Origin of the sequence: Aneurinibacillus thermoaerophilus (assembly GCF_900099925.1) — a bacterium.
GTDB classification, from domain to species: domain Bacteria; phylum Bacillota; class Bacilli; order Aneurinibacillales; family Aneurinibacillaceae; genus Aneurinibacillus; species Aneurinibacillus thermoaerophilus.
Map to the genome: position 1 here is coordinate 1 of NZ_FNDE01000028.1, position 13,652 is coordinate 13,652.

Genomic DNA, 13,652 nt, shown 5'->3' on the forward strand with positions numbered 1-13,652 from the left:
CGGTCCCTATCTGTCGTGGGCGCAGGAAATTTGAGAGGAGCTGTCCTTAGTACGAGAGGACCGGGATGGACGCACCGCTGGTGCACCAGTTGTTCCGCCAGGAGCACAGCTGGGTAGCCATGTGCGGACGGGATAAGCGCTGAAAGCATCTAAGCGTGAAGCCCCCCTCAAGATGAGATTTCCCACAGCGTAAGCTGGTAAGACCCCTTATAGATGATGAGGTGGATAGGTTCGAGGTGGAAGCGTGGCAACACGTGGAGCTGACGAATACTAATCGGTCGAGGGCTTAACCAAAGATAGACTGGATGTCCTGTGCGTCATGTTTCTTCTGATTCAGTTTTCAAGGTATAATAGAAATAATCCCTTATCCAATTGTAAGCTGGATAAGGGATTATTTTTGTTTTTAAGTTTTTTATTTTAAGGCACACTTCTAAAATTTTTTGTAAAAAACGCATATTAATTTCTCTTGCCTAAATACAGAAAATTTATTATACTCATTTATGAAGTATATACTTCATAAATATTAGAATATGAAGTAATAGCTTCTTTATTGGAGGAGCATGAACATGTCTTTTCGAGAAAAGATCAGCAACGTTTTTCATAATTTAACTGCTGGCCAGAAAAAGGTGGCCCGATATGTGCTAGATAATGCGCATGAATTTTCAAAAAATACAGCGGCTGAAATCGGCAAAAAAGCTGGTGTCAGTGAAACGACGGTTATTCGTTTTTGCCATGCTGTTGGCTTTGAAAGCTTTATTCAAATGCAGCAGGCTGTCTGGAATGAACTGCTTGAATCGAATTATACTCTGTATTTGCACAGAAAATCCTCTTCGATCGCTGAGAATGCGCAGGATAATCAGACGGATATTCTTGATGAAATTATGAAAAATGATATGTTCCATATCGAGAAAACGTTTAAAGAGTTGTCGCGCTCAACCTTTCGAGAGGCTGTTCATTACCTTAAACAGGCATCTAACATTCTCGTTGTCGGCCATCGTACATCCTACGCGCCAGCATCTTGGTTATCTTATACCCTTAACCTTTTGCGTGGTGGGACCAGGCTTTATCGTCCAGACACGGATGATATGGCTCAATGGATAGCGGAAATGGACCGGAATTGGGTGGTTCTGGCGCTCTCTTTTCGGCGCTATGCAAAGGAAACATTGCGGTTAGCCCGTTTTGCCAAAGAAAAAGAGGCCTGTATTATTGGAATTACAGATAGCCCTGTAGCTCCTATAAGCCGTTATAGTAACTTTGTTCTTCCTGTAGCTGTAACCGAGTCTACACTCGATTCTATACCGGCGCTTTTTTCTTTATTAAACGCATTGGTTACTGCAATATCGATTGAGAAAAACATAGAAATTACCGAGAAGCTCACGCGGTACGAAGAAACGTACGAACGTGTATATCTGGAAAAGGGGGAGAATCGTGAGTGATTTGAAAACGGAAGCCCAGGCTTTGTATCCGGAAATTATGCAGACTTTTGCTCACCTTCACGCAAATCCGGAAGTTAGCTGGAAGGAAGTTAAAACTACAGAATTTTTAGTAAAGAAACTTCATTCTCTTGGCCTCAAGACCATTACTTTTTCCGATTGCACAGGGGTTGTCGGGATATGGGAAAACCTATCTTCTGGAAGTACGGATGGAAAATCATTAACCGTGGCGTTGCGAGCCGATATTGATGCGTTGTGGCAAGCTGTCGATGGAAAGTGGAGGGCAAACCATTCTTGTGGGCACGACGCTCATATGACGGTTGTGCTTTCGGCAGTTCAACTTCTGAAAATAAGCGGATTCATCCCAGATGGCACAATAAAAGTTATTTTCCAGCCGGCTGAAGAAATGGGGGCCGGCGCTTTAAAAATGGTCGAGAAAGGCGTTGCAGATGATGTCGATTATTTGTACGGCGTGCATCTGCGCCCGATACAGGAACTTCCAGACGGGAAGGCGTCACCAGCAATATACAACGGAGCTACCCTTCTTGTACGCGGCGAAATTCACGGCACGACAGCGCACGGTGCGCGTCCGCATTTGGGGGTAAATGCGATCGAAGTAGCATCGGCTTTGCTGCGGGCGATTCAAGACATTCACATTAATCCGATGATTCCCTCCACGGTGAAGATGACAAGCTTGCATGCTGGAGATGAAGGAAGTAGTAATATTATCCCTGATTACGCAAAGTTTACGCTTGATGTCCGAACACAGTCCAATGCAGTGCTGGATGAATTATATGAAAAAATACAGACAGTTGCTTGTCATACGGCGGCGATGTTTGGCGCTCGAATTACACTTTGGCCGGAAGGCAGAACCGCGGCGGCCGAAGTTGCTGAAGAGGCGAAAGTGTTTATGAAACAGGCGATCGAAGATGTGCTTGGAGCAGAAAATACGGCGCCAGATGTTATTACGCCTGGCGGGGAGGATTTCCATTTTTATACGCTTGAGCGTCCCCGCATTAAAGCCACAATGCTGGGTTTAGGGTGCGGGCTTAAACCAGGACTGCATCATCCGCACATGACGTTTAATCGGGAAGCGCTGATTTCTGGTGCGCGAATTATGGCGCGTGCCGTTGTTCATACCTTTGAAAAAGGGGGGGCAAAATGAAGGATCAGCTTACGATTCTTGCGATGAATACCGTTGAGGAAATCGAACGAATTACGGAACTGGAAAAGCAAATTTGGCAAACCGATACACCCATGCCGGTAGACCAAATGCTAACGGCAGCCAAGCATGGTGGAATCGTTCTGGGGGCTTTTGTGGGAGAGAGGCTCGTGGGTTTTCAATATAGTTTTGCAGGTTATAATGGTCAAAAGGCATATGTTTGTTCGCATATGTTAGGTACACATCCAGATTTTCGCCATATGAAAATCGGTGAAAAGCTGAAATGGGCCCAGCGTGAGGAGGCGCTTAAGCTCGGATATGACCTTGTTACATGGACATATGACCCGCTTGAATTGGTGAATGGATATCTTAACATCCATAAGCTGGGTGCGGTTTGTTCCACATATATAGAAAATTGTTACGGAAATATGCAGGACTCATTGAACAGTGGGATCGCATCCGATCGTTTTCAAGTAGAATGGCATATCCGAAGTGAACGAGTGGCACGAAGAGCGAAAGGTGAATTGACACCAAAAGCTGAAATCCCCAAAAAATTCCTTATGGATTGGAGAACAGATATACACAATGATCCTGTTCCAGGAAAGGCAGACTGGAGACAACTGCAAGAGAATCATGTTCTCTATGTTCCGGTTCCTGCCTACTTTCAGCAAATCAAGCGGCGAAATAAGCCACTCGCCATTGCTTGGCGGGAGGCGGCGCGGGAAGTATTCGCCCGTTTGTTTTGTGAGGGCTGGGCGGTAACAGATGTTATCCGGAACGATAAAGAAGCGCCGGTTCATTTTTATGTACTACATAAAAAAGGGGAGTGTATGGTATGAGAATCAAACAAATCATTTTGCGTCACATGAAAATGCGGATGCTGCGACCATTTACCACCAGCTTGGGCACCGAATATGATAAGGAGTTTATTGTAGTAGAAGCAAAAAGCGAAGATGGATTATCGGGATGGGGAGAGTCTGTTGCGGCGATTGAACCTTTCTATAAAGAAGAAACCGTCAAAACAAATTGGCACATTCTTGAAGACTTCTTAATTCCGCTTGTACTTGAAAAACCGATTGCTCATCCGGATGAATTGAATGAAGAACGCTTTAAGCCTATTCGGGGCAATTACATGGCCAAAGCGGCGATTGAGGGCGCCATTTGGGATTTATATGCTAGACAACAAGGGATTCCGCTTGCGAAAGCGCTAGGTGGAGAAAAGAAAAAAATCGAGGTCGGTATCAGCCTTGGAATCGAGGAATCGGTGAATGAATTGTTATCGCTTGTCGAAAAATATGTACAAGAAGGGTATAAGAGAATTAAAGTGAAAATTAAGCCTGGCTGGGATGTAGAAGTGGTACGCGCCGTTCGTGAACGTTTTCCAGACATTCAGCTTATGGCTGACGCGAACTCTGCCTATACACTGGCAGATGCAGAGCGACTCAAAGCTCTTGACGAGTTCAATCTTACAATGATTGAACAGCCGCTTGCACATGATGACATTGTTGATCATGCCGAATTACAGGCGCAACTAAAAACTCCGATCTGTCTTGATGAGAGCATTCATTCTGTTGAAGACGTACGCAAAGCTATCAAACTGGGAAGCTGCGGCGTTATTAACATCAAGATTGGTCGCGTAGGAGGATTGACGGAAGCGAGGAAAATACATGACCTGTGCAAAGAGCGCAATATTCCGGTTTGGTGCGGCGGTATGTTGGAAGCAGGAATCGGTCGTGCGCACAATGTGGCCATTACTACATTGTCTAACTTCATTCTCCCCGGCGACACAGCTGCTTCTTCCCGCTATTGGGAAAAAGACATTATTACACCGGAAGTCACGGTGGAAGACGGATGGATTACTGTACCAGAGAAACCGGGAATCGGCTATGAGCCAGATCATGACTGTATGGATAATTTTACCCTATATAGCAAATCTTATTTTGCATAATCAGGAAAAAATACGGAGTGCTTGTATGACGCAAGCACTCTTTTTTGTTTACATATTTCTTAACATTAAATTTACAATTCGTTCTCAGGTTCACAAAAGCAAAGAGAAACAAGTAGTTTCCAAGGTGGGATGATGCTAGTAAAGCCTGTATTTTTAACGGTGTAAACACTTTGTAAAGATAGGTTAAAGATCGTGTAAAACACCTTGTTGTGCCTGTATTCCTCGATTATTATGAACAACGTAATTATTCAACACAAAAGAAAAAGTAAAACCATTTTACCAAAAATCTTAAGGGGGATTCTCGCAGTGAAGTTGAAGAAGCTCGGCGTACTACTTTTTGCGCTCGTGATGATGTTTTCTCTCACGGCGTGTGGCTCTTCTGGCCAAAGCTTAAAACCGGAAGGAAACAAAGAAGCTGCAGCAGGAGGAGAACAATCTTCCGGCCATGGGAATGCAGGTTTGTTAAATGGCGCGGGTTCCAGCTTTGTAAATCCGTTATTCTCCAAAATGTTCAGCGAATATTCCAAAGAACACTCTGATGTAAAAGTGAACTATCAGGCGATCGGTTCCGGTGGCGGCATTAAGCAATTGACAGCCAAAACGGTTGATTTCGCTGCTTCTGACGCTCCGATGAAAGAAGATGAAATTAAAGCTGCCGGCGGTAACGTGCTGCATATTCCAGTAACGCTTGGTGGCGTAGCGATTGCATACAATCTTGAAGGTGTAAAAGACCTGAAATTGACTCCAGAAAACCTTGCCGACATTTATAACGGCAAAATCAAAAAGTGGAACGATCCAAAAATCATGGAGAATAACAAAGGTGTAAAACTTCCTAATGCGGATATTTTCCCAGTACACCGCTCCGATGGTTCGGGTACGACTCATATCTTTACAACATATCTGAATAAAGCAGTTCCGGATATGTGGTCAAAAGAACAGACAGGCAAATCCATCAAATGGGCGAATGTTGGTACCGGCGCAAAAGGTAACGAAGGTGTAGCAGGACAGATACAAAACACTCCGGGTTCTATTGGATATATCGAGCTGGCATATGTTATCCAGAACAATATGACCGCCGCGCAAATTAAAAACAAAGAAGGCCAATTCGTGGCTCCGTCTCTCGAATCTGTAACAGCTGCCGCAAAAGGCGCGCTGACGAATATTCCGGAAGATTTGAAAGTGGAACTGAACAATCAGCCTGGCAAAGACAGCTATCCGATTGTCGGTACAACTTGGGCGCTTGTTCCGGAAGATCTGAAAATGGATAAAGCAAAAGCAGAAAAAATGCTGACCATGCTTAAGTGGGTTGTAACGGACGGGCAGAAGTTTGCGTCTGATTTGCAGTATGCGCCGCTGCCGAAAGAATTGCAAGATAAGTGCGTGGAGCAGTTGAAAAAAGTAAAAGTAGATGGGCAACCGGTTCTTAAATAATGAAGAAGCACAAGGAAAAGCGTGCAAAAAACTCCGCGGAGTTTTTTGCCGCTTTTTTCAAGAGAATGGGGAGTGTAATCCTTGAAGAAAAGATATGGAGATCAATTGTTTAAAGGCATCGCGTATATTTTTGGTTTTTCCATTATTGCCTTGCTTGGCATTATGGTATGGGAAATGTTTCGCGGGTCAAGCTTTGCCATTGAAAAGTACGGTCTCGACTTCTTGTTTAGTTCGAATTGGGATCCGGTAGCTGAACAGTTTGGTGCATGGCCCTTCATTTATGGAACCATTGTTTCTTCACTTCTTGCATTGGTTATCGCAACACCCATTAGCGTGGGGATTGCTATCTTCCTTGTTGAGATTGCCCCGAAATGGTTTCGGGATATCGTAGGTTTCTTAATCGAGCTTTTGGCGGCTATTCCTTCTATCGTATACGGCTTATGGGGCATTTTTGTGCTTGCTCCGATTATTCGCGAGTATATCGCCCCTTTATTTATTAACACGTTAGGAAAGTTTATTCCATTTTTTGCGGGTCCGTCCTTCGGGGTGGGGATTTTTACCGCGGGTGTGATTTTAGCTATTATGATTATCCCGACTATCGCTTCCATTTCTCGCGAAGTATTGATGGTTGTTCCTAACGTGCAACGTGAAGCTGCTTTGGCTTTAGGCGCGACGAAATGGGAAATGATTCGTACAGCTGTATTAACATATTCGCGTTCAGGCATTCTCGGCGCGATGATTATCGGCCTTGGCCGCGCCATCGGCGAGACGATGTCTGTCACTATGGTTATCGGAAATCGACCGGAAGTTCCGGATTCAATATTTGACCCCGCCTACACGATGGCGAGCGTCATTGCTAATGAATTTAATGAAGCCTCCTCTGACATTTATATATCTACATTAATTGAGATTGGCTTCTTGCTGTTTGGTGTTACTTTGTTGGTCAATATTTTTGCACGCTTCCTCGTGTGGTCAACGTCTAAAGGCGTACAGGAGGCGAAATGATGGAAACGGTATTAGAAAATATGAAAAAACAAAAAGTAAATAAGTTAAGCGCCAATCTGGGGCGCCGCCGCATGTTCAGCGGATTCATGATTACGCTGACTGTTATCAGTATGATCTTGGCACTGACCCCTTTGTTCAGCATTTTAGGATATGTTATCGTTAAAGGTTTTTCGGCTTTAAATCTTGCGTTCTTCACTGAATTGCCCGCTCCTCCCGGAGAAGCCGGCGGTGGTATGGCGAACGGTATTATAGGTACGTTCACGCTTATTAGTTTAGCATCTGCCATCGGTATTCCAGTAGGACTAATGGCTGGTATTTTTCTTTCGGAATATGGTCGCAACCGTTTTGGTAAGCTAGTTTCTTTTTTGACTGATATTATGCTGGGTATTCCTTCCATTGTCATCGGCATCGTGGTTTATGCGCTCGTCGTGCTTGCGATGGGTGGGTTCTCCGCGTATGCGGGTGGCATAGCGCTGGCATTTATTATGATTCCAGCAGTAACGCGCACGACGGAAGAAATGTTGAAGCTAGTACCGAACCATATCCGCGAGGCGGGGCTTGCACTTGGAATTCCAAAGTGGCGTGTTATTATGCTTATTATTTTACCAACCGCGTTGCGCGGCATTATTACTGGCATTATGCTCGCCATCGCCCGCGTATCGGGTGAGACGGCGCCGCTGTTGTTCACGGCGTTCGGGAATATGTATTGGAGTCAGTCGCTGAATGAACCGATTGCTTCGATGCCAGTGCTTGTATTTAACTACGCGATTTCCCCATACGCGGAATGGCAGGCGCAGGCATGGGCCGGCGCGCTGACGTTAATTTTGATTGTTGTAGTTCTGAATGTATCAGCGCGTCTGATTACAAGAAAGCGATAGAAGATACGAGGTGGAGACCAATGATTGAAGCAAGAAACCTAAATTTATGGTATGGGGATTTTCACGCCATAAAAAATATCAACATGACCATTGAAAAAAATAAAGTAACCGCGTTTATTGGCCCTTCAGGCTGCGGTAAATCGACATTTCTGCGTGCGATTAACCGGATGCACGAAGTGATCGAAGGCGCAAGAGTAGAAGGCGAAATCTTGCTGGAGGGAGAAAATATTTACGGTCCGGATCGCGACCCGGTAACGGTACGTCAGCAGGTAGGTATGGTATTCCAGAAGCCGAATCCATTTCCGACGATGTCGATTTATGACAATGTGGCGGCCGGTCTGCGTATTAACGGTTTTAAAGATAAGAAGAAGCTGGATGAGATCGTAGAGCGTTGTTTGACACAAGCAGGATTATGGAACGAAGTAAAAGATCGTTTACACAAAAATGCGATGGGACTTTCCGGCGGTCAACAGCAGCGCCTATGCATCGCCCGGACGCTGGCGGTGGAGCCGGAAGTCGTGCTTATGGATGAACCGACTTCCGCCTTGGACCCGATTTCCACGCAGAGAGTAGAGGAATTGCTGTTTGAGTTGAAAAAGAAATATACTATTATCATTGTAACGCATAACATGCAACAAGCAGCGCGCGTATCCGATTACACAGCATTCTTCCTCCTCGGAGAAATGATTGAATTTGACCAGACAGAAACGATCTTTACTAATCCTCAGGATAAAAGAACGGAAGATTATATCACCGGTCGTTTTGGATAAAATATCGGCAGCCCTCTCCTTCTTTGAGTTTGGGTTGCCTTCTTTGTATAGACAATATGCCTCTTCTTCTATGACATTTTGCTGCTGATCGAAACGTTCACGGAGAACCTGAAGTAAGTTTGCTTCAGGTTTTTTTTATAGGGATAAAAAAGGTTATATAAGAATAGGAACAAGAAAATAGGTCAACAATAAAAGTACAATCCCTTGCATTTTTTTTAAAATGTCATTATAATTAAAGTCAAAGAAAGTCAAAGTCAAATCGAAGAAAAAGCGAACCGGTGAAGGAGGTGTGTACATGAGGAACATATCGGACATCATTGAGCAGCATTTGAAAAAAATATTGCAGCAAAGCAATGGTGCGATTGAAATTCAACGCAGCGAATTAGCTGATAAGTTCCAATGTGTGCCTTCCCAGATTAATTACGTAATCAGCACCCGGTTTACAGTAGAGAAAGGATATATTGTGGAAAGTAAGCGGGGTGGTGGCGGCTATATCCGCATCCGGAAAGTTGAATTTATTGATAATCAGCGCTTTTACAATGTGCTAATGGAAACGATCGGAGAGAGTATAACCGCTACTGCCTGCGAAAATATTATTGAACGGTTACGGGAAGAACGTATCATTTTACCAAAAGAAATGCAGATGATGAAAGCGGCGACCGGAAAAGTCCTGTCGGCTGTCCCGGTTCCGCTCCGGGATCGTCTTCGCGCGGAGATTCTCCGGGCGATGCTGACCACGATTTTTATTTATTAGCTTATAGAAATATGTGTACTCGGGAGGGAAGCGGATATGATTTGCCAGGAATGTCAACAGCGTCCGGCAACGCTGCATTTCACCAAAATTGTTAACGGAGAAAAGACAGAATTTCATATTTGCGAAGTATGCGCGCAAGAAAAAGGGGATATGTTCCCTGGTGGTATAAACAACTTTTCGATTCATCATCTGTTATCCGGATTATTAAACAACGCCGAACCTGGTGTTAATGCGTTTAAGGTACAACAGGAAGCGCCACTACGTTGTGAGAAGTGCGGGTTAACATATGCTCAATTCAGCAAAAGCGGAAGATTCGGTTGTAGCAATTGTTATAAAGCGTTCGAAGAAAAGCTTGACCCGCTTTTCCGCCGCGTGCACGGCAATACACATCATAGCGGCAAGGTACCTGAACGCTCGGGAGGAGCGATCAAATTAAAGAAAGAAGTGGACCGACTTAAGGAAGAGCTACGGAAGCGTATTGAGCGCGAGGAGTTTGAGGAAGCGGCAAAGCTGAGGGATCGGATTCGTGAACTAGAGCAACAAATCGCAGGTTTGTAGGAGGGAAAACATATGTCTTTCCAGAAGTTTATAACCAATGCGGTAAGTGAATGGATGAATGGCGACGGCCAGGATGCCGATATTGTCATCAGCAGCCGGGTACGATTGGCCCGGAATTTACAAGACCAGCCATTTCCTATGCTGGCCACAGATTCGCAGCTGGAGCAGGTTCTGGGAAGAGTGGAGCAGGCCATGCAGGATGAGGCGTTTAAACAACAAGAAAACTTTGAAATGATACGGATGGACACTTTGACTCCGTTACAGAAGCGCGTGCTGATGGAGAAGCATCTTATTAGTCCAAACTTGCTTTCCGAATCGCGCAAAGGCGCTGTTATTCTTAGTGAAAACGAAGCCATTAGCATTATGGTCAATGAAGAAGACCATTTGCGTATCCAGTGCCTGTTTTCTGGACTTCAGTTAAGAGAAGCATGGAAAGTGGCGGATAGGGTGGATGATATTTTTGAAAAGTATCTGGACTTTGCTTTTGACGAACGGCGGGGTTTTCTCACCAGTTGTCCGACCAATGTCGGAACCGGCATTCGCGCTTCAGTCATGATGCATTTGCCGGCCCTTGTGCTAACCCAGCAAATTAACCGCATTTTGTCCGCAATTACACAGGTAGGGTTAGTAGTAAGAGGGCTATATGGCGAAGGCAGCGAAGCTGTAGGAAATCTATTCCAGATTTCCAATCAAATTACGCTTGGGCAATCTGAGGAGGAAATCATCGAGAATCTTATCAGTGTCGCGCGGCAGATTATCGATCAGGAACGCGCAGCGCGCGAATATTTAATGCAGAATCGCAGACTGCAACTAGAGGATCGCTTGTGCCGTTCATATGGCATTCTGACCAATGCGCGCACTATTGAGTCAAAGGAAGCCGCAGAACGGCTTTCCGACGTAAGACTCGGCATTGATTTGGACATTATTAGAAATGTGCCGCTAAGCGTCATGAATGAATTGATGGTTATGACACAACCGGGATTTTTGCAGCAATATGCAGGCCAGCAGTTGACGCCTGATTCCCGTGATGAACGCCGGGCGCGTCTAATCCGGGAGCGGTTAAAGTCAGCGATGGAATAAGCAGTAAAGAATAATTATACTTCATTCGGAGGTGTTTGTTTTATGATGTTTGGTCGTTTTACGGAAAGAGCGCAGAAAGTTTTGGCGCTTGCCCAGGAAGAAGCGGTTCGTCTAGGTCATAAAAATATCGGAACTGAACATATTCTTCTTGGCCTAATCCGTGAAGGGGACGGTATTGCGGCGAAAGCCCTGCAAGCGTTGGGGCTTGGCCTTGATAAAATCCAGGGTGAAGTTGAAGCTCTTATCGGTCGCGGCGGCGAACAGCCGACCAATATCAATTATACGCCGCGCGCCAAAAAAGTTATTGAGCTTTCAATGGATGAAGCAAGAAAATTAGGTCATACGTACGTTGGTACGGAGCATATCCTGCTCGGCTTAATCCGTGAAGGCGAAGGTGTGGCAGCGCGCGTGCTTAACAATTTAGGCGTAAGCTTGAACAAAGCGCGCCAGCAAGTGCTTCAATTGCTGGGTAGCAGTGAAGCGATGTCTTCGCACCAGCAAAACTCAAGCAGTGCGGCAGTCAATACGCCTACGCTCGATAGTTTGGCACGCGACCTAACGGCGGTGGCGCGCGAAGGCGGCCTGGATCCTGTTATCGGACGCTCTAAGGAAATTGAGCGTGTCATTCAAGTGCTTAGTCGCCGTACGAAGAACAACCCGGTTCTTATCGGGGAGCCGGGCGTTGGTAAAACTGCAGTTGTGGAAGGATTGGCCCAGCGTATCGTGAGCAACGAGATTCCGGAGACCCTTCGCAATAAGCGTGTGATGACGCTTGATATGGGGACGGTTGTTGCTGGCACGAAATATCGGGGTGAATTCGAAGACCGTCTAAAGAAAATTATGGATGAGATTCGTCAGGCAGGCAATATTATTTTATTTATTGATGAGCTACACACCCTTATTGGTGCAGGCGGCGCGGAAGGCGCAATTGATGCTTCCAATATTCTGAAACCGTCTTTGGCTCGCGGTGAGTTGCAGTGCATCGGTGCGACAACATTGGATGAGTACCGCAAGTATATTGAAAAAGACGCGGCTTTGGAACGTCGTTTCCAGCCGATTCAGGTAGACGAGCCAACACCAGAAGAAGCGGTGCAAATTCTGTTTGGTCTGCGTGACCGTTACGAAGCGCACCACCGTGTTAAGATTACAGATGAAGCGATTCGCCAGGCTGTATATTTATCTGACCGCTACATTTCCGACCGCTTCCTGCCGGATAAAGCGATTGACTTGATTGATGAAGCGGCATCGAAAGTACGTTTGCAATCATACACAATTCCACCGAACTTGAAGGAGCTTGAGCAGAAGCTTGAGGAAGTTCGCAAAGAGAAAGACGCGGCTGTGCAAAGTCAGGAGTTCGAAAAAGCGGCTTCCATGCGTGACAAAGAGCAGAAGCTACGTGAAGAGCTTGAGAGAACGAAGAACGAATGGCAGGAAAAACAAGGTCAAACTGACTCTGAAGTGACTCCGGAAGATATTGCAGCTGTTGTAGCAAGCTGGACCGGCATTCCGGTTGTGAAATTGAAAGAAGAAGAAACCGAACGCTTGTTGAAAATGGAAGAAATTTTGCATAAGCGTGTAATTGGTCAGGAGGAAGCGGTAAAATCCATTTCCCGGGCTGTACGCCGAGCACGTGCCGGATTGAAAGATCCGAAACGCCCAATTGGTTCCTTCATTTTCCTGGGACCAACAGGTGTCGGCAAAACTGAGTTGGCTCGTGCTCTTGCAGAAGCGTTGTTCGGTGACGAAGATGCGATGATTCGCATCGACATGTCCGAATATATGGAGAAACATTCTACTTCTCGTCTGGTTGGAGCGCCTCCGGGATATGTCGGATTTGACGAAGGGGGGCAGCTAACCGAAAAAGTGCGCCGTAAACCGTACTCTGTGGTGCTGTTGGACGAGATTGAAAAAGCACATCCTGAAGTATTCAATATTCTACTACAAGTGCTTGAAGATGGTCGTTTAACTGACTCCAAAGGGCGAACAGTAGACTTCCGCAATACGGTTATTATCATGACTTCCAATGTTGGGGCCGATTTGATTAAGAAAAACACAACGCTTGGCTTTACAACGCCGGACAGCACAAAACATTATGAAAACATGAAAGACCGGGTACTTGCGGAATTGAAACGCAATTTCCGTCCGGAATTCCTAAATCGGATTGACGAATTGATTGTATTCCATTCTTTGGAAGAAACGCATATTGCGGAAATTGTTCTACTTATGACGGAACAGCTGCGTAAACGCCTGAACGAACAGGATATTGACTTTGTCCTCACTGAGGAAGCGAAGAAATTCCTAGCAAAAGAAGGATACGATCCGGCGTTTGGTGCTCGTCCGCTGCGCCGCGCGATTCAGCGTCACATCGAAGACCGCCTGTCGGAAGAGTTGCTAACTGGAAATATTAAGAAAGGCGACACTGTAAAAATTGATGTGGTAAATGGCGAATTAATGGTGGAAAAAGCGAGCGAGTCTGTCTCTAAGTAAAGAGACGACGCGTAAAACGCGAACGATAAAATACAGAAGAGGCTCTCCTTGAGAAAGTATGCTTTGCTCAGGAGAGTCTTTTTATGTGAATAGGAAAGTGTATGGCTAAGCTTGTTAGCTTGCGTTAAGGCTTGGCACTAGCTGAG

At 45.5% G+C, this 13,652-nt stretch carries 12 protein-coding genes and 1 rRNA gene; all 13 read left to right on the forward strand.

The window, feature by feature from the left end:
- Positions 1-294: ribosomal RNA gene (locus tag BLR88_RS13125) — 23S ribosomal RNA — on the forward strand; the annotation flags it as partial.
- 272 nt (positions 295-566) lie between these two features.
- Positions 567-1,436 carry a MurR/RpiR family transcriptional regulator gene (locus BLR88_RS13130; protein ID WP_057897105.1) on the forward strand — a complete coding sequence of 290 codons (870 nt, stop codon included), beginning with the start codon at positions 567-569 and terminating at the stop codon, positions 1,434-1,436.
- A gap of 1 nt (position 1,437) precedes the next feature.
- On the forward strand, positions 1,438-2,598 hold the full coding sequence (locus BLR88_RS13135) for a M20 peptidase aminoacylase family protein (RefSeq protein ID WP_057900176.1): 1,161 nt from the start codon (positions 1,438-1,440) through the stop codon (positions 2,596-2,598).
- Entirely contained in the window at positions 2,595-3,434 is an 840-nt protein-coding gene (locus BLR88_RS13140) for a hypothetical protein (RefSeq protein WP_057897104.1), read from the forward strand. Before BLR88_RS13135 ends, BLR88_RS13140 begins: the two co-directional genes overlap by 4 nt.
- On the forward strand, positions 3,431-4,543 hold the full coding sequence (gene menC / locus BLR88_RS13145) for an o-succinylbenzoate synthase (protein ID WP_057897103.1): 1,113 nt from the start codon (positions 3,431-3,433) through the stop codon (positions 4,541-4,543). Before BLR88_RS13140 ends, menC begins: the two co-directional genes overlap by 4 nt.
- Before the next feature lie 306 nt (positions 4,544-4,849).
- Entirely contained in the window at positions 4,850-5,974 is a 1,125-nt protein-coding gene (pstS, locus tag BLR88_RS13150) for a phosphate ABC transporter substrate-binding protein PstS (RefSeq protein ID WP_217639393.1), read from the forward strand.
- Between the two features lie 81 nt (positions 5,975-6,055).
- The gene (pstC, locus tag BLR88_RS13155) at positions 6,056-6,979 is read left to right on the forward strand and encodes a phosphate ABC transporter permease subunit PstC (RefSeq protein WP_091260890.1); all 924 of its coding nucleotides are present in this window, start codon (positions 6,056-6,058) and stop codon (positions 6,977-6,979) included.
- Positions 6,979-7,857: a phosphate ABC transporter permease PstA gene (gene pstA, locus BLR88_RS13160; RefSeq protein WP_082706131.1), complete on the forward strand. Its 879-nt coding sequence runs from the start codon at positions 6,979-6,981 to the stop codon at positions 7,855-7,857. The genes pstC and pstA overlap by 1 nt, the downstream gene beginning before the upstream one ends.
- Before the next feature lie 20 nt (positions 7,858-7,877).
- The gene (pstB, locus tag BLR88_RS13165) at positions 7,878-8,627 is read left to right on the forward strand and encodes a phosphate ABC transporter ATP-binding protein PstB (RefSeq protein ID WP_057897101.1); all 750 of its coding nucleotides are present in this window, start codon (positions 7,878-7,880) and stop codon (positions 8,625-8,627) included.
- A 295-nt stretch (positions 8,628-8,922) separates the two neighbouring features.
- Positions 8,923-9,381 carry a CtsR family transcriptional regulator gene (locus BLR88_RS13170; RefSeq protein ID WP_057897100.1) on the forward strand — a complete coding sequence of 153 codons (459 nt, stop codon included), beginning with the start codon at positions 8,923-8,925 and terminating at the stop codon, positions 9,379-9,381.
- A 36-nt stretch (positions 9,382-9,417) separates the two neighbouring features.
- On the forward strand, positions 9,418-9,939 hold the full coding sequence (locus BLR88_RS13175) for a UvrB/UvrC motif-containing protein (RefSeq protein WP_057897099.1): 522 nt from the start codon (positions 9,418-9,420) through the stop codon (positions 9,937-9,939).
- A gap of 12 nt (positions 9,940-9,951) precedes the next feature.
- The gene (locus tag BLR88_RS13180; RefSeq protein WP_057897098.1) at positions 9,952-11,019 is read left to right on the forward strand and encodes a protein arginine kinase; all 1,068 of its coding nucleotides are present in this window, start codon (positions 9,952-9,954) and stop codon (positions 11,017-11,019) included.
- 42 nt (positions 11,020-11,061) lie between these two features.
- On the forward strand, positions 11,062-13,506 hold the full coding sequence (locus BLR88_RS13185) for an ATP-dependent Clp protease ATP-binding subunit (RefSeq protein ID WP_057897097.1): 2,445 nt from the start codon (positions 11,062-11,064) through the stop codon (positions 13,504-13,506).
- Positions 13,507-13,652: the final 146 nt, after the last annotated feature.

What these genes read in the sequence shown, in the direction of transcription:
- BLR88_RS13185 (WP_057897097.1), top strand. Translation starts at nt 11,062, where the DNA reads ATGATGTTTGGTCGTTTTACGGAAAGAGCGCAGAAAGTTTTGGCGCTT.
- BLR88_RS13130 (WP_057897105.1), top strand. Translation starts at nt 567, where the DNA reads ATGTCTTTTCGAGAAAAGATCAGCAACGTTTTTCATAATTTAACTGCT.
- BLR88_RS13180 (WP_057897098.1), top strand. Translation starts at nt 9,952, where the DNA reads ATGTCTTTCCAGAAGTTTATAACCAATGCGGTAAGTGAATGGATGAAT.
- BLR88_RS13140 (WP_057897104.1), top strand. Translation starts at nt 2,595, where the DNA reads ATGAAGGATCAGCTTACGATTCTTGCGATGAATACCGTTGAGGAAATC.
- BLR88_RS13170 (WP_057897100.1), top strand. Translation starts at nt 8,923, where the DNA reads ATGAGGAACATATCGGACATCATTGAGCAGCATTTGAAAAAAATATTG.
- pstB (WP_057897101.1), top strand. Translation starts at nt 7,878, where the DNA reads ATGATTGAAGCAAGAAACCTAAATTTATGGTATGGGGATTTTCACGCC.
- menC (WP_057897103.1), top strand. Translation starts at nt 3,431, where the DNA reads ATGAGAATCAAACAAATCATTTTGCGTCACATGAAAATGCGGATGCTG.
- pstA (WP_082706131.1), top strand. Translation starts at nt 6,979, where the DNA reads ATGGAAACGGTATTAGAAAATATGAAAAAACAAAAAGTAAATAAGTTA.
- BLR88_RS13175 (WP_057897099.1), top strand. Translation starts at nt 9,418, where the DNA reads ATGATTTGCCAGGAATGTCAACAGCGTCCGGCAACGCTGCATTTCACC.